The sequence below is a fragment of the Ureaplasma parvum serovar 3 str. ATCC 27815 genome, from assembly GCF_000019345.1.
Lineage (GTDB): Bacteria > Bacillota_I > Bacilli_A > Mycoplasmatales > Mycoplasmoidaceae > Ureaplasma > Ureaplasma parvum.
Genome location: NC_010503.1, coordinates 613,540 through 630,684, shown reverse-complemented (window position 1 = coordinate 630,684; position 17,145 = coordinate 613,540). Strand labels below are relative to the sequence as shown.

General features: G+C 24.7%; 12 protein-coding genes and 12 tRNA genes. 18 read left to right on the top strand and 6 right to left on the bottom strand.

From position 1 onward, the window contains the following. Positions 1 to 25 precede the first annotated feature (25 nt). From UPA3_RS02695 to UPA3_RS02685, 3 genes are all read left to right on the top strand, one after another. Entirely contained in the window at positions 26 to 1,696 is a 1,671-nt protein-coding gene (locus tag UPA3_RS02695) for a ribonuclease J (RefSeq protein ID WP_006688789.1), read from the top strand. Positions 1,697 to 1,712: 16 nt separating this feature from the next. Further along, positions 1,713 to 4,016, top strand: a complete 2,304-nt coding sequence (locus UPA3_RS02690) for an FtsK/SpoIIIE domain-containing protein (protein ID WP_006688781.1) — start codon at positions 1,713 to 1,715, stop codon at positions 4,014 to 4,016. Positions 4,017 to 4,128: 112 nt separating this feature from the next. Beyond that, positions 4,129 to 5,496 (top strand): leucyl aminopeptidase, encoded by a 1,368-nt coding sequence (locus UPA3_RS02685; protein ID WP_006688463.1) that lies wholly within the window; start codon positions 4,129 to 4,131, stop codon positions 5,494 to 5,496. 967 nt (positions 5,497 to 6,463) lie between these two features. On the opposite strand, the gene UPA3_RS02680 is transcribed toward UPA3_RS02685, so the two are convergent. From UPA3_RS02680 to UPA3_RS02660, 5 genes are all read right to left on the bottom strand, one after another. Then, a tRNA-Trp gene (locus UPA3_RS02680) sits at positions 6,464 to 6,538 on the bottom strand. Positions 6,539 to 6,601: 63 nt separating this feature from the next. Beyond that, positions 6,602 to 6,835 (bottom strand): acyl carrier protein, encoded by a 234-nt coding sequence (locus UPA3_RS02675; protein ID WP_006688580.1) that lies wholly within the window; start codon positions 6,833 to 6,835, stop codon positions 6,602 to 6,604. 16 nt (positions 6,836 to 6,851) lie between these two features. Continuing rightward, entirely contained in the window at positions 6,852 to 7,661 is an 810-nt protein-coding gene (locus UPA3_RS02670) for a DUF5452 domain-containing protein (protein ID WP_006688695.1), read from the bottom strand. 22 nt (positions 7,662 to 7,683) lie between these two features. Continuing rightward, positions 7,684 to 8,826 (bottom strand): hypothetical protein, encoded by a 1,143-nt coding sequence (locus tag UPA3_RS02665; RefSeq protein ID WP_006688980.1) that lies wholly within the window; start codon positions 8,824 to 8,826, stop codon positions 7,684 to 7,686. Continuing rightward, positions 8,816 to 9,019: a hypothetical protein gene (locus UPA3_RS02660; protein WP_006688530.1), complete on the bottom strand. Its 204-nt coding sequence runs from the start codon at positions 9,017 to 9,019 to the stop codon at positions 8,816 to 8,818. The genes UPA3_RS02665 and UPA3_RS02660 overlap by 11 nt, the downstream gene beginning before the upstream one ends. A 97-nt stretch (positions 9,020 to 9,116) precedes the next feature. On the opposite strand from UPA3_RS02660, the gene UPA3_RS02655 reads away from it, so the two are divergent. From UPA3_RS02655 to UPA3_RS02585, 15 genes are all read left to right on the top strand, one after another. After that, a tRNA-Arg gene (locus UPA3_RS02655) sits at positions 9,117 to 9,193 on the top strand. A gap of 76 nt (positions 9,194 to 9,269) precedes the next feature. After that, positions 9,270 to 9,346, top strand: a tRNA-Arg gene (locus UPA3_RS02650). An 86-nt stretch (positions 9,347 to 9,432) separates the two neighbouring features. Further along, on the top strand, positions 9,433 to 10,371 hold the full coding sequence (locus tag UPA3_RS02645) for a glycosyltransferase family A protein (RefSeq protein ID WP_006688448.1): 939 nt from the start codon (positions 9,433 to 9,435) through the stop codon (positions 10,369 to 10,371). Next, entirely contained in the window at positions 10,372 to 11,193 is an 822-nt protein-coding gene (locus UPA3_RS02640; RefSeq protein ID WP_006689090.1) for an RDD family protein, read from the top strand. 24 nt (positions 11,194 to 11,217) lie between these two features. Further along, a complete protein-coding gene (locus UPA3_RS02635; RefSeq protein ID WP_006688638.1) occupies positions 11,218 to 13,449 on the top strand; it encodes an ATP-dependent helicase in 2,232 nt (743 codons plus the stop codon). Between the two features lie 3 nt (positions 13,450 to 13,452). Further along, on the top strand, positions 13,453 to 14,244 hold the full coding sequence (locus UPA3_RS02630) for a TIGR00282 family metallophosphoesterase (RefSeq protein ID WP_006688486.1): 792 nt from the start codon (positions 13,453 to 13,455) through the stop codon (positions 14,242 to 14,244). A gap of 120 nt (positions 14,245 to 14,364) precedes the next feature. Next, positions 14,365 to 14,439, top strand: a tRNA-Cys gene (locus tag UPA3_RS02625). A gap of 3 nt (positions 14,440 to 14,442) precedes the next feature. Then, positions 14,443 to 14,519: transfer RNA gene (locus tag UPA3_RS02620), tRNA-Arg, on the top strand. 47 nt (positions 14,520 to 14,566) lie between these two features. After that, positions 14,567 to 14,643, top strand: a tRNA-Pro gene (locus UPA3_RS02615). Positions 14,644 to 14,647: 4 nt separating this feature from the next. Further along, positions 14,648 to 14,724 (top strand) — tRNA-Met (locus UPA3_RS02610). Positions 14,725 to 14,726: 2 nt separating this feature from the next. Further along, positions 14,727 to 14,804 (top strand) — tRNA-Ile (locus UPA3_RS02605). A 68-nt stretch (positions 14,805 to 14,872) separates the two neighbouring features. Then, positions 14,873 to 14,965: transfer RNA gene (locus UPA3_RS02600), tRNA-Ser, on the top strand. Positions 14,966 to 15,022: 57 nt separating this feature from the next. Further along, positions 15,023 to 15,099: transfer RNA gene (locus UPA3_RS02595), tRNA-Met, on the top strand. Positions 15,100 to 15,101: 2 nt separating this feature from the next. Beyond that, positions 15,102 to 15,177: transfer RNA gene (locus UPA3_RS02590), tRNA-Asp, on the top strand. 1 nt (position 15,178) lies between these two features. After that, positions 15,179 to 15,254: transfer RNA gene (locus UPA3_RS02585), tRNA-Phe, on the top strand. 47 nt (positions 15,255 to 15,301) lie between these two features. Here UPA3_RS02585 and UPA3_RS02580 read toward each other — a convergent pair. Further along, on the bottom strand, positions 15,302 to 16,993 hold the full coding sequence (locus UPA3_RS02580) for a hypothetical protein (RefSeq protein WP_006689036.1): 1,692 nt from the start codon (positions 16,991 to 16,993) through the stop codon (positions 15,302 to 15,304). Positions 16,994 to 17,145: the final 152 nt, after the last annotated feature.

Below are 17,145 nucleotides of genomic sequence, written 5' to 3'. Positions count from 1 at the left end.
ACATTTTTATATATAAAGGAGCTTTATGGCTAAAATTAATTTTTTATCGTTAGGAGGACAAGATGAAAGAGGAAAATCTTGCTTTGTTCTTGAAGTGAACGATGATATTTTTATTTTTAATGCTGGTGCGAAAATTCCAACAAGTGATGTTTTTGGCGTAAATATGATTGTTTGTGATTATTCTTATTTAGAAAAAAACGCAAAACGCGTTAAGGGAATTTTTATTGGTACACCAACATTTAATAATGTTATGGGAATTAAATTATTACTAGGACAAGTAGGTTATAAAATCCCAATTTACACAAGCCCAATAGGAGCAATTGTTATTAAAAAAATTTTTGAACAAAAAGTAAACAATAAAAAAATTGAACCTAATATTATTGAGCTAGATCCAATTTCAGATAAGAAAATTGGATCAATTTATGTTACATCTTTTAAAGTTTCAAACTCAATGCCTCATTCATATGGATTTGTATTAAAAACAAGCGATGGAGCAATTGTTTATGTTGATGAGTTTATTATTTCAAATGATAAAAATAAAACCTTTGATTCACAAATTAATCTTTTAAATAACATTACTAAAAATAATACTCTAGCTTTGATTGTAGGAATGGGTCAAGCAGGAAATCCTTATTTTACTGCTCCCAATCATAAAAATAAGGCTTTTTATGAAGCTGCATTGCAAAATACTAAAAATCGTTTAATTGTTGGTTGTTATAGCAATGATGCATATAGTATTTTTACTTTGGCAACAATTGCAAAACAACAAAATCGCCCCTTTATTGTTTATAGTAATAACTTCATTAACACTTTTATTGGTGTATTGAAATTGAAATTATTTAATAGTAAAAATTTAATTTCTTTACCGGTTTCTGAAATTAATAATTCAAAAAATGCAATTATTGTGGTAATTGAAAATCAAGATACTCTTTTTTCAAAATTAAATAAAATTCTACATAACGAAGATAAATATGTTAATTTGTCTTCTGATGATCAACTAATATTAGGCGTTGTTATTACACCAGGTTTTGAAATGTTAGCAGCTGAACTAAGTGATGAAGTAGGTCGTTTAGACATTCCTTATAAAGCATTACCTAAAACAGTTTTACCAATGACACAATCTGATGAAGATTTAAAACATCTAATTAATTTTTTACAACCAAAATTTTTAATTCCAATTAATGGATTATATAAAACTGAGGTTAAATTTAGTTCTACAGTTACAACATCTTGAATTAAAAGTGATCAGATTATTAGTGTTTCTAATGGCGAATTATTCACTATAGAAGATAAAGTTTTAAATCCTAAACCCCAAATTATTGAGTTAGAAGATAAATATATTTCATCTTTTGATGCACTTGATGTTGGTGCTAATATTTTATTTGAACGATCACAAATGGGCGAGAATGGTGTTATTAATTTAATTGTTATTTTTGATAAACAATTCCAAAAACTATTTAATTATGTTGAATTTGATTATTGTGGAGTTGTTAATAATGACGCTCAAATTAAAGAAATTGAAGAAACATTTAAAAAACGTATGGGTGAATGTTTAGTTTATGATGAACGTAAACGCTTAATACTAAAAGATACCAAAGCAAATTTAAAACGTTTATTAACTAAATTATTTGAAAAGAAATTTAATAAGCGTCCATTAGTTTTGCCAACAGTAGTTGACTGTTATAAAACAAAATAATTTTTAGAGGTAATGTATGGTTAGTGACAATAAAAACACATTAAATAAGGAAACAATTAGTTTTTATAGTTATGACAATCAACTAGATGCACAAAAAACAGAATCAAACGGAAAAGAACAAGAAAAAAGCAATTTAAAGACAAAAAAATTCAAAGTTCAAAAAAATTATTTTTTTAATAAAAAAAAGCTTATTGGAATTTGTTTTTTTATATTAAGCTTTTTAATTTTAATACTTGCTTTTTTAAAAGCCCCATATACAGGAGCGATTTTAGACAATGTTTTAGAATTTTTTTTTGGATGAGTTAAATACTATGTTTATGTAATTTTATTATTATTTTTAATTGTTTTTTATATTAAAAAAGTCAGAAGGCGTTTATTTAGTAAATGAATGATTGTTTTTTATATTATTACACTAATTTTATTTGCTTTAATTATTGGTGCAGTTGGTTATGGAATTATCACAAATTCATTAACTTATAAATTCATTATTAATACAAATCAACAAATGATTAATAAGGAAATACTTAATTTACATAAAGATAATTTCGAATATATTAGTTTAGTAAATTTACACTCAAAAAAATTACATTTATGTGAGTGGTGAGCTTATAGCTGATCGCAAGAATTTTTAAAAGCGATTGATGAAAAACATTATTATTATACTAGTGTTTTTGCTTATGGTGGAATTATAGGATATGCTAATTTAGATTTATATCGTGCTAATGCTTGAATTTTTACTATTGTAATTATGTTTATGGTTTTAGTTCTTATTTCTTTTATTCTAATCACTTTTGGCACGAAAAGTCATTTAGGATTAAAATTCAAAAAATGATTAGTTAATAAAATAATCACTAATATCAATAACTATCACAAAAAAGATTATCAATTAAGTGAACAAAACTTTTTCGAAGAAAAACTTGGTGAAGATCACCACAATATTGATAAACAATTGGAGCAAAAAGAAGTTATCCAAGAACAAAATTTACAAATTAAAAATTTTAATGATCGGCAAACTAATTCTTCATGTATCACAAAAAATGATAAACTAAAAACCACTATTTTAGAACCAATTGTTAATGATATTAACCAATTCCGAGAAAATCCATCAACAATCAAGAATAACAAGTACAATTTTTATCCACGAATTGATATTATAGATGGCAAAAGTCAAGATTATTTGCATGAACTTAAATCAAAAGGTGAAAATTTAAAATTAATTATCGATAAATTTTTAGAAAATAACCAATTAGAATATCATTTTAATGCAATTAATCCTTATTTTTCAAATGTTGAAATTGTTTATCAGTTTACTCGTTCATCATTAAACAATTTTTTAAAAAATTTTTTAAATTTAATGAAACAAGCAGTTAATGATACAGATGATTATGAAATCAATATTTATAATGACAATGACTTTTTAATCATTCAAGCCAAAGTCAAAGATTTAAATCCTCAAATTAATATTAAAGATATTCTAACTAATTTAGAATACAATGATAAATTATGTTTAGGAATTGGAAAATTAAAAGAAAGAAAAGTAGTTTGATTAGAAGATACACAAGCTGGAAGTATTTTAATTCATGGTAGTCAACAATTTTCTGGAAAATCAATGTTAATTTCTAACATTATTATTAGTGCTTTATATACTAAATCACCTAATGAATTAGAATTATTTATTATTAATAATGGTTCAAAATCATTAAAAGAATTTGCTAAATTAAAGCATACAAAAAAAAGCGTTGATCATGATGATTTTGAAAATGTTATTAATTTATTAAGGGAAATTATGAATGATATTAACAAGCAAAATACATTATTTGCTGATAATAATGTTGATAATTTAGATGAATATAATCTAAAAAATCAAAATCAAAAATTACCTAAAAAATTAATCATTATTTCTGAATATGTTGAGATAGTAAGTAGTCAATTTAATACACGTTTTGATACCTTAATTCGCAATATAGCAAATATTGCTAAAAAACACGGAATCGTTTTAATAATTTCATCAAATATAACTAACGAAAGCACAGTTTCTTTTAAAAATGTATTTGATTATACCATTGTATTAAAATTAAATAATCCGTATGAAAGTATTTTATTAACTGATCGTAATTGATGTAATAATTTGGTTGGTTTTGGGGATATGTTATTAATTCGCAATTTTGATAATTTGCCACTACGATTGCAAACAGCAAAAATTACAAATGAACAGTTTGCTAATATTATTAATGAAATCAATAGTGCTGATTATGATATTGATGAATATCGTCATGAAACAAGATTAACATCAAGAACCCAAAATTTTTTTAATAAATAATTATATTTGTTTATATTAAAACTAACAAGGCACATAATTTAGATAAAAGCATTATAATAATATAAGAATATTAAAATTAAAACTATCAATATTAAAGAAGGAACGGAATTTTATGACATTAAATGAAAAAAAAGAATTTGTTTATGAATTAAAAGCTGTTGAAAAAAATCACAACCTAAAAGGTTTTGAAGAAAATACAACTGAACATGTTGTTTTTGGAGGTTTATATCAAAAACAACAATACTTAATTTTAACACCAGATTTTGATTCTAATGAACTATCAAGATCATTGATTAGTTTTTTAGAAAAATCACCTAAATCTGTTAGTGTTGATTTAAATTCATTTCTATCACTTGTCCCAGAATCAAGACATGCATCTTTATTAAATGTTGTTATTAGTGCATTAGAATATGTTGAAGTAACGCCATTTTCACTAAAATCTAAAATTGAAACAAAAAATATACATAATTTAGTAGTTGATCAAAAATATCATGATTTAATTAATAAATTACATGTAATTGCTCAATCACAAACAATTACAAGAACATTACAAGATACGCCAGCTAATTTAATGACACCAGGTGATTTTGAAGAACGAATTAAAGAATTATTTAAAGACTTGCCAGAAGTTAAAGTAAGTGTTTTATATCGTAAAGATTTAGAAGCTAAAGGAATGAACGCTCATGTTGGTGTTGGTAAAGCTGCAGTAAGTGATAAAGCACAGCCTCGTTTAGTTGTTGTTGAATATAATAATAATCCAGAAACAAATGAAAAATATGCTTTTGTTGGTAAGGGTGTATGTTTTGATTCAGGTGGATATAATGTAAAAACGGGATCACATATGCGTTGAATGAAATTTGATATGTCTGGTTCTGCTATTGTAAGTATGACAGTGAGAGCTTTAGCTTTAAATAAAGAAAAAGTTAATGTTGTGGCTGTATGTCCATTAGTATTAAATTTATTAGCTCCAGAAGGTCAAAAACCAGATGATATAGTGAAATCATATAATGGTAAAACAATTGAATTAGATAACACTGATGCAGAAGGACGTTTAATTTTAGCAGATGCACTAACATATGCTGTTCGTGATTTAAAAGCTTCTAAATTATTTGATGTTGCAACTTTAACAGGTGCTATGATTTATGCTTTAGGTGATACATATTCTGGTGTATGAGCAACAAATAACGACATCTGAAATGAAGTAGTTGTAGCAGCTGATTATGCTGGTGAATTAGTTTGAAGATTACCATTCCACAATGATTTCTTAAAAATGTTAAATTCAAATGTTGCTGATATTGCTAACTCAGTATCTGATCCTCGTGGTGGTTCTTCACGTGCAGCATGTTTCTTAAAAGAATTTACTGAAGGCGTTCCATATGCTCATTTTGACATTGCTATTACTGCAGATGTTGGTCATAAAGGAACTGGTGTAATGTTAAGAACATTTTATCGTATTGCTCAAAATCAAAAATTTAATTAGTTTAAATTTAGATAAAGAAAAAGAAGTGAATTTAATTCGCTTCTTTTTTATTTGTATCATAATTTACGAGTGTCTACGTATAATTTTGTAGAAGAAGAGGTTATGTTGTTTTTTTTGTATAATAAAGTTTAGAAGTTTTTGTTTGATCAGAAGATGCTAAAAAAGATTTAATTGGATAAAAATACAAATATTTGACTCTTTTTTAATATTCAGAATAAAGGTAAAATATTTACTCTAGATATATTGAGGATAATATGAAACAATAAACAATTAAATTAAAAGATGTTAGTATCGTTATTGGTCACATTTTGACAAAAACATTTTTATCTTAATTAAGAGATATTTTTAAAGATTACCTATATGATCAACAAAAAGTTAAAAAAAATCTCGCTGGAGGTTCAAATATCTTGATATGTTAATTGAAGTTTTGTTTTATTTAGTTGTTTAATGTAGTAAAAATATAACGATACAGCATATAATATGATTGTGCCATAAGAGATAACTGGTGAAGGTGTTGAATTAAATTCAGTTTCAATTCCAAATGATTGATTTTTTAGGCTAACTTCAATTTGATACTTATTTTATATGTCACTGACTTTTCTCTAAATGGTAAAGTTGGTTGGTTAATTAAATTTTCTATGCAATTAGCAACTATTAAATCAAGAAAACTATCACCTATTAAAACTATAAATATAATAATTAGCTATGGTCTATAAATTAAGATTATATTCAAGTAAAAAAATACTTTTTTTATGTTATTTTGTGAACTTTAATACTTCTATTAATTGTTTAACTACTCGTCTTACAAAAACAACTTATGTGAATTTTATTGATTGCTTATGTTCGATTGTATTAGAAACATTTATTGGATAGTTTGAAAATATAATTTTATCAAATTAATAAATAAAATTTTTTTCAAAAACAAAAAAGGACTGATACAAAAAGTGTCAGTCCTGTTGTTATTATATGGCAGGGGTAGCAGGACTCGAACCCACAACACGCGGATTTGAAGTCCGCAGTTCTACCATTGAACTATACCCCTAATAAATGTATTAATAAATTCATACATTTAAATATTATACTAAATTTTTTATTAATACTTAAATTATTTTAATACATCTTCAAACGCGTTAATTAAATCACGTAAATTTTTGATTTTTAATAATTTTTCATCAGGCAATTGAACGCCAATTTGATCCTCAATTTTCATTATTAAATTCATAGCACTTAGCGAATCAATTCCTAATGATTTTAATTCGATATTTAAATTATCCATATTTAAAGCAATTTTATTTTCCTTAGCGATTTTCATGATTAAATCTTTAATATTAATAGACATATAATTAATCTTTCTTTTAATTAATACTTAAAACAAACTCTTCATAATATCTTGTTTCATTTTTAATATTATAATTATCGAATAATCAATTAGCAATAACAATTATGTTTTTTGCATCTTTATTAAATTTATATTTGATATCAATTTTAATATACTGCATGATATTACAAAATTCTTGAAAACTACTTATAGCAGATTTGACTATTTCATAGATATTTTTAATAAACAACTTTTCATTAAATTTAATATCATTATTAATGTTTTCATTAGAAAAATAAGTTTTGAAATCTAATAATTGGTATAAATCTTTATTTTTCGCAATTACATTAATAATATTGAAGCGTTTTAGTTTAAAAGGTTTTTCTTCATAACTTATATTATTATTTTCGTTGATTTTATTGTTTTTATCATTATTAGAAATAAAATCATTATTTTTTAATTTAGTTGAATTTTCTTGTTTGTTTTTATCATCTACATTTTTAACATTAATTATTGGTTTATTTAGATTTTCGTTAGTATTATTTATTTGATCCTTATTTTTTTCTTCTTTATTTTTTAAATAATCCTTTAAAATTTCTTTTTGTTGATTTATTTGGTTAATTTTTGTAATGTCTGTCTTTTTATGGATTATACCACCTTTTTTATCAATAATTGTTATATTTTCATTAACCTTATGTGCATCTTGTTTTTTATTATTAATATTATCTTCAATTTGAGTTAAGGGTTCTTTTTTACTAATTTTATTTGTATTTTGAGTTGATAGAATAACACCTAAAATAATAGCAGTAATTACAATTAATAAACTAATAATTCCACCAACAATCACCTTTATTTTATGACTACGCCAATTAATTTTCAAGTGATTTAAAATTTTCATAATTTTCAATTATTGCTTTCTGTACACTAATTTTTTGTTTATTGATAGAATTAAAATCATTTTCGATGTTAATTAATTGATTAATTACAAATTTTTGTGGTGTTAGATAATTATTAATAACTGTAATTTTTAATTTTGCTATTTGTTTATTTGGTAATCAAATACCATTAAAACCATAATTATTATTAATAGATAATTGATCGTTTTTAAAATCATACAAGAATTTTGTTTTCATTTTTAATAAAAAATCAATAGGTCTTTGGTAATAATCATATGTAATATTAATATTTTGATAATCTTCAATTCATTCAATTTTTTTATTTTCTTTAGCTAAATTTACGTATTCTAAGGAGTATTTAATCAATTCAAACGTTTCTTTCGTAGGACGATTATTTCATGAATTATCATCATTTAAACTAAATTTTGTATTAAATATATAACGCTTATTATTTTTGATTTTTATTTCATTATCAAGTTCTTTATCTTGAATTCAAAATAATGGAATTGTTTCTCAAAAATTAGTAGGATTAACTTTTTCGTGTTTATTTAATAAAAATGTATTTTTGTAAAAATAATCAAAATTAAGATCTTGAAATTCTTTTTGTACTGCCTCAAAAAACAAACTTTTTTCACATGTATAATTAATTTGTTCATGAATTCGTTTATCATCATTAATACGAAGAAAAAAAGCAAAATTAATTTTTTTACTTAAAGTGTTCTTATTAACAAAACCAGCTTGATTAAGATTAATTTTTAAATTGGTTTTATAAGTGTATAAGTCATAAATCACTCCTCCGATTTCATACAAAGAGTGTTTAGTTTCATAAACTTCTAAATTACGAAATTCACCTATATCACTTTTTATATCCATAAAAAAGTAATTAATAGGTAATTTAAAATCTCCTGCAACTTCAAATTCAAAGTCTAAATTTAATACATTTGAATTTAATGAAGTATTAATCATGGTATTTTCACGAATAAAAAGAGCAGGACGTCCTTTATATCGTGCAAATAGCTCGATAGGTTTTTGTTTTTTATTAACATAGTAAGCATATTTTGGAATATATTTTTTATCTTGTAAATAATAATTAATGTTTGGTGAATTATTGATCATTTTTATCACCTTCTTTTTCATTAGAATGTAAGTTTTTAATTTTATTAATGTTTCATTTATTAATAAATTGCAAATCTTTAATTACCTCAGTTTTTAAGTATTGTTTTTCATCTCAAACATCTAAAAATAAATATTGAATACGGAATAATTTTGTTTTATATAAAAAAATTTGTATTATTTTTTCTGTGTTCATAAATTAATACCTCCACTAAATAATTAGTATTAAAATATTAAAAATGAAAATTAAATTAATTAATTTAATAAGATTTAAGTTATAATAAATTGTATTTGCACCTGTAGCTCAGTTGGATAGAGCATACGCCTTCTAAGCGTACGGTCTGGGGTTCGAATCCCTTCAGGTGCGCCATTGATACACTAAAATCTGCATGGTTGCAGATTTTTTTTTTTTTGTTATTAAAATAATATAAAATATATAAAATAATGCACCCATAGTTCAATTGGTTAGAATATATGCCTTCGAAGCATAGGGTTAGGAGTTCGAGTCTCTTTGGGTGCGCCATTAATTAAAATAAAACTAGAGCATTTTATTTTGCTTCTAGTTTTATTTTTATATAATAGTATAATAATAAGATATGAGGTCAAATCATGTTATTAACAATTGCTTTTTATTTATCAAAGACAACTCATTATCTAAAAAAAAATTTTAATTATTTTTTAGATTTATTAAATCAAAATCAAAAAAATATTGAATTAATTATTATTGATGATGCTAGTGATTATAATTTATTTAAAACATTAAAACCATTAATTGAAAATACTAATGCTAAGATTAAATATTTTTATTTAAATGAAACACAAGGCAATGCTTATGCATATAATTTAGCAACGAAATATGCTCACGGTAAATACATTTGATATTTAGGAGGTCATGTTGAATTAAATTTAGATGCTAGTTCATTGTTGTTTTCGGTTTTAGAGAAAGATTACGATGTTATTAGTTTTAATTTAAATGATAATGTTAACCAAAATCCATCATTGGTTTTTGATAGTTTGAATAAAGAGATATTAGTTGGATTATGAGAATCAGTTTCTAATAAAATTATTGCTTTAGATTTTATTAGAAAAAACAAACTAGCTTTTTATAATGATAAATGATACCCTGCTTTATTTATTTATGATCTTTTTACCAAATTTAATTCATGAAGAAATGTAAATATTAACTTCATTAGCAATAATAGTGGTGAGGTTGGTTATAATGTTTATGATTTACTACAACAAATTAATGAATTATACATAAGATTTAGTAATGATGATTTATTAGATCTTTATAAGGACGAATTGTGTTATTGAATTACGGGAATTTGTTTTCATTCTTTTTTGAAAAAAATTTATGAATTATACACAATTAATATTAATTCTAAAAAACAAATTAAAGAACGAACAATGATTATTAGTCATGCCTTATCAAATGCTAAAAAGTATTTAGAGATTTATTTTGCTAATTTTGAGAATAATTTATATGTTCGCAAGTTTAAAATTAATATTTTAAAATATTATTTAAAATCAAAACAGGGATTAAATTAAATGAGTGATAAGTCAACATTAAAACAAGAAAATACGATCGAATATCCCGTTGTTGGTGCACTAAGGCGTGCTAGCGCTAGTGTTTTAGATTATATTTTTATTTCCATTATTGCTTTTTTATTATCTTTATTAGTTTTTATTAATAGTAATTTTAAAATTAGTGATATTTTTGTTAATAATGATGAGCTTGCTCCTGAACCTTGACGTTTATTCTTAATGGGAATAATTGCTTTTTTTGTTTATTCTACATACTACATTATTATTCCTTTATTTTGTAAATCTTATACTTTATTTCGATGAGCATTTTCGATTAGAATGATTAGTTTAGTAAAACAAAACGATAAAAAAATTTTATTTATTGCTTTAATTAAACATAGTTTATTAACTTGATTAATTTTTACCATAATTAATTTATTAGCGATGGGATTTTGTTTTGTTTTTGCTGATGCAAGTTTTAAATCAATTCAAGCTATGAATGAGACTGAGCTAAAAGAGTATTATCATCAAATTAAAGATTTAAAAGCTTATGTGCAGTCAATTTTATCTTTAAAAATTAATGATAATTTCACCAATACTACAACTATGGCTATTTTAAGTATTTTAGTTAAAAGTCTATATTCAATTATGGGTTTAGTTAGTTGTATTATTGTAATTCACATGTTTATGAATTCAAAAAAACGTGCTTTACATGATCAAGTAGCAAAAGTTGTTTTATTATGGATGCATTATGAGAAACCAAAACAAGCGCCTAAACATAAAACAAAACGTGAAGTTGAGATTCAAAAAATCGATAATTTAATTCAAGAACTAGATAAAATATAAAATGAAAAATAAGGAGAAGCTTTTATGGGATTAGGAATTGATTATTCACGCTTAAATCAAGAACAAAAAGAAGCAGTTACAGCAGACTTAGGACCGCAATTAGTAATTGCAGGGGCAGGGACAGGAAAAACATCTGTTTTAACTTTACGTATTGCTTATTTAATTACTGAAAAAAATATTCATCCATCACGGATTTTAGGTTTTACTTTTACTAATAAGGCTGCTGATGAAATGAAAGAACGTGTTGGAAAAACAATTGGCGTTTCTATTCCTTATTTAAGTACTTTTCATTCAATGTGTGTAAAAATTTTACAACAAGATATTCATTATTTAAATTATCATAACAATATTAAAATTATTGATACAGACGATCAAGAAGTTTTGCTTAAAGAAATTTTTGATCAATTAAACATTGAAAAAAAATCGCAAGTTATTAAGAAAATAATTAAAACGATTAGTAAAGTTAAAAATAAATTTTTTGATCAAAACGATATGCTAAATGAAAAAAATCACAAGTATTTAGAATTGGTTGATTTAAATGATGCACAAAGATTAGTTGATATTTATAAGATTTATTGTGATCGATGTTTTAAATTAAATTATGTTGATTTTGATGATTTGATCAATTTAACTCATAAGTTATTTATTGAGTTTCCAGAAGTTTTAGAAAAATGACAAAATAAATTTGATTATATTCTTGTTGATGAATTTCAAGATACTAATAAAATTCAATATGATTTAATTAGTTTATTAGCAACTAAACATCAAAATTTATTTGTGGTTGGCGACCCTGATCAAATGATTTATTCATTTAGAGGTGCTGAACAATGAATTATTAATAATTTTAGTCAAAATTTTAAGAATACAAAAGTAACAATTTTAAAAACAAATTATCGTTCAACTCAGCCAATTTTAAATACAGCTAATAGATTAATCGATGCTAATAACAACAATTATAAAAAAAATTTAACTGCTTTTAATACTAATGACAATAATTTACCAATTTATTTACGAGGGCAAAACCCAATTGATGAAGCTAATTGAATTGCTAGAAAAATTAGAGAATTGTTAGAAGAAGGAACGCCAGCTAACCAAATCGCTGTTTTGTTCCGAAGCAATCACTATTCTCGTACGATTGAACAATCAATGATGCGCGAGAGCATTCCTTATACAATTCTTGGCAGTAAAAAGTTTTATGAACGTGCTGAAATTAAGGACATGATTGCTTATTTAAAAGTAGTTAATGATTTAGATGAACTATCTTTTTTAAGGATTATTAATACACCACGTCGTGCGATTGGTCCAACTACTTTTGAACATGTTAAACATTATGCAATAAATAATAATTTATTTTTATTTGAAGCATTAGCTGAAGTTGAAAAAAACCATTTAATAAATAACACACAAAAAAAGAATATTTTAAATTTTGTTAATTTAATTAAAGAAATCCGTGATGAAATGGAAGATTTAAAAATTCATGAGATTTTAGAATTAATTTACAAAAAAGTTAACTATGAAGCTTATTTATTAGAAAACGAAAAAGCAGAAGATAAAATCGATAATGTTTATGAATTAAAACGCGCTATGAAAATGTATGTTGATCGTCATCCAGATGACACGATTAATGATTATTTAAATTCGATTGCTTTATATTTGAATAAGGATGGTAAAGATAGTAAAGAAAATGTTTTATTAATGACAGTTCATAATTCTAAAGGTCTAGAATATGAAAACGTTTTCGTTGCTGGTATGAACGAAGGACTTCTTCCTTCTGATCGAGCAATTAATGATGATCCAATTAAAGGAGTTGAAGAAGAACGAAGAATTGCTTATGTAGCCTTAACACGAGCAAAAAAAAATCTTTATATTTCATCTGCTTGTTGTTATGATCCATTAGCAAGAAGACAAGTATTTGAAAGTCGTTTTATTAATGAAATTGGTTTTAATAATTTAAAGATTATAAATAGTAGTTTTAAAAATAATAAACCAGAGGATATGCCATTAAAATCATTCTTAAAACAACAAGAAGAACGTTCATGGTTCGATTCAAAACAAAAACAAAAAGAAGTTGAAGATAATTTTTATCAAACAATGAAAAACGATTTTGAAATTGGTGAAAGAATTGTTCACACAAGTTTTGGTGATGGTGTTATTATTGGAATTGATGGTGATATCTTAACAATTGCTTTCAGTAAATATCGTCAACCAAAACAAATTAATTTTAATCATAAAACAATCGTAAGAAGAATAGGTTAAAAAATGAAAATTTTAGCTATTGGAGATATTTTTTCAAAACAAGGAAGAAAAGCAGTGGCCAATGAATTGCCCAAGCTAAAACAAGAGTATCAAATTGATTTTGTAATTGCTAATGCTGAGAATACAACACATGGTCGCGGTTTGTGTTGAAAACATTATGAAGAATTATTAGGTTATGGAATTGATTGTATTACTATGGGCAATCATACTTGAGATCATCCTGATATTTTTGAAATCCTAACAACCAAAACAAATATTATTCGTCCATATAATATTATTAATACGCATCAGTATCACTTAGTAGGTTCTGGTTCACGAGTTTTTTATTGTAATAAAAAAATGATTCGTGTAACTAATTTATTAGGTAATTCTATTGATATGAAAGGTTTACAAACAAATCCTTTTGAATCTTTAGATAAAATTATTGCTTTTAATGAAGCACCGATTCATATTGTTGATTTTCATGCTGAAACAACAAGTGAAAAAAATGCACTTTTTTTAGATTTTAAAAGTAAATTGTCTTTAGTTTATGGTACTCATACACATATTCCAACAAATGATGCTAGAATTGTCGATCATACGGCTTTTCAAACTGATTTAGGAATGTGTGGTGCTGCTAATAGCGTGATTGGGGCAAATCCAAGTAGTATTATTCAACGATTTCGTGATCCAAATAAACGTTTTATATTAGAACCAAGTGATGAAAAATATGTTTTTTGTGCTAGTTTAGTTGAAATTGATGATGAAACAAATTTTCCAACTAATATTACACCTATTGTAATTTATGAAAAATAAAAAAAGATTGACTTTTAAGTTTAATTTTGTTATTATCTTATATGTGTTTTTAAATATTTCAAAACACAAAATTAATTTAAAATTTATTAGGTTTAGTTCCAAAGAATTAATTTTATTCTTGGTGCCATAGCCAAGTGGTAAGGTCAGGAGCTGCAACCTCCTTATTCGTCAGTTCGAATCTGACTGGCACCTCCATATGCATCCTTAGCTCAATTGGACAGAGCGTCTGGCTACGGACCAGAAGGTTAAGGGTTCGACTCCTTTAGGGTGCGCCATTAAATTTTTTAAAAAGATAGTATTATGAAATATTATCTTAATCGTTCGGGAAGTAGCACAGCTTGGTAGTGCACTTGGTTTGGGACCAAGGGGTCGCAGGTTCGAATCCTGTCTTCCCGACCATTTTGGCTGGATAGCTCAACTGGTTAGAGCGCTCGGTTCATACCCGGGAGGTTCAGAGTTCAAATCTCTGTCCAGCCACCATTGCTTCTATAGCTCAATTTGGTTAGAGCCCCCGACTCATAATCGGTTGGTTACAGGTTCAAGTCCTGTTAGAAGCACCAATAAAATATATAAAATTAATGTACTAAACTATGTTATAATAAAAAGGTTGTAGTTTAGTATATACTGTGGAGAAATACCCAAGTCCGGCTGAAGGGATCAGTCTTGAAAACTGAGAGGCGATGCAAGTCGCGCGGGGGTTCGAATCCCTCTTTCTCCGCCATTATATAAATATAAAATACTTTATCAATGTTTACACACAACATTATAAAGTTATTATCGCGGGATAGAGCAGCTTGGTAGCTCGTCAGGCTCATAATCTGGAGGTCGGGGGTTCAAATCCCTCTCCCGCAACCAATGGTTCTGTGGTGTAGTGATTAACATGCCTCTCTGTCACAGAGGAGATCGCGGGTTTGACTCCCGTCAGGACCGCCATGGTTTCGTAGCTCAGTCGGTAGAGCAACGGACTGAAGATCCGTGTGTCGACAGTTCGATTCTGTCCGAAACCACCATTTAAATAAAATTAAAAATACTAGCTTAAAGCTAGTATTTTTTGTTATTAATTAAATTTTAAACGTTTTAAAGCGTGATCAGCAATAATAATATTATCAATAAATTCATTTAATAATTTAGATGCTTGAGGCACATTGTTTCAATTTAAATTTTGAAATTCTTTTTTTATTCATTCATAGTTGATACCATAATAATTTATTTTATTATAAAGCAAATCATAGATTTTTGGCATCCATAATTGGGTTTGGTTAATATATTCAATAAGATAATCAAAACGTTCATTAATTAAATTTAATTGGTGAATAATTAACTCATGATTGGTTAAAATTTGGGGATCAAAACTATTTGAAGCATTTATTTTTTGAAATATATTTTCAATATATTCGAAATCATCTAAAAAAATTTCATTAGATAAATTAAAAAATATATCTTTGTTTTTAATATAAGATTCAAGTTCGATTTTTTTATTATAAATAGTGATAGTTTTTTTAACTAGTGTATTTCAGTGGTGATTCCAATTTGCTAACTTAACATTTAAATCATTTAAATAAAACAATAAATTTTTTAAATTATCATAGAATAATTGTGTTGAAATAATGAAATCAATATTTTGTTTGATATCATTTTTATCAATTTTAGAATTAATAATTTTTTGATTAGCTTGATCTAAGTCTAAAATTAATTGGTTTAATTGGTTTAATTGATAGTTTTTTGAAGTGCTCTTTATTTTTTCTAAAATATTATTTACTTTAATAATAGTGCTATTAATGAAGCTAAAATCATCATAAAAACGTTTTTTATATTTATCAAAAACAGCCCCACCAATATTGTTTTGCGAACTAATATTAAGTCAATTTAAGGCTTGTTGATAATAACTATTTAAATAAAGGTTATTTAAATTAACAAATTTTGAATTATAAATAAAATCAGCTAATTGGTTATTAATAAAATCATTAAAATCATGGTTAAATTGTCTTAATTCTTTAATTTTGTCATCAGTCAAAAAGGTGATTTCTTGCACTTTTTGTAAGCTATTTTTATTAGCTTCTTCAATAATTTTGATTGAATTTAAAACTACAATGATATTTTTTAATAAATGAACTTTATTTTTAATACGATGAATTAATTGAACTAAAAAATAATTATACTTTGAATAATTCATACTAATTTTAGTTTCAATTAAATTATTAAATGAATCAGTAGTTCAATTAATTGCTTTTTGATAATTTAAATTTGGAATACTATATTTACTTATAAGATCTTTATACATTAAATCTAATTTCTTATGGGTATCTTCAATTTTTCTTTCTTGTTGATCAATAATAATAAAATCATTTCAAAAAGATTGAATTAAATCTACAAATTCATCTACATTATTTTTAATTTTAATTTCATTTGCTTTAATAAACTTAATAAGTGATAAATAAGAGAATAATTTATGATTTTCAAGATAATCTTGTAATTTAATTAGACTTTTTTTATGAAAATCTAATTCATTATTAATTGCAATTAGGTATTTATTAATAATTGTTATTTTTTGTTTACTTGTACGTGCATAGATATTATCTGTATGAGTATAAATATCATTAAATTTTGTATTGACTAATTGATCAAAATTAAAAAAATTTTGACGGAATGTGTTATATTTTCTAAGTGTTCAAATGTCCAATAATGCAAAAGTAGAGTAAATAAGTAAAAATAATAAAATAAAACCTATTAGAAGATAAATTAAAGACATTAACAAATTCCTTTATAGATGGTGTATATTAAATTATAATCAAATAATTTTGTATTTTTTAAATCACAAAATATATTATAATAGTTAATAGCATATTAATCAGCTTATTAGATATATCATTTGCCTATTTAATTCATATTAAAAAAATATGT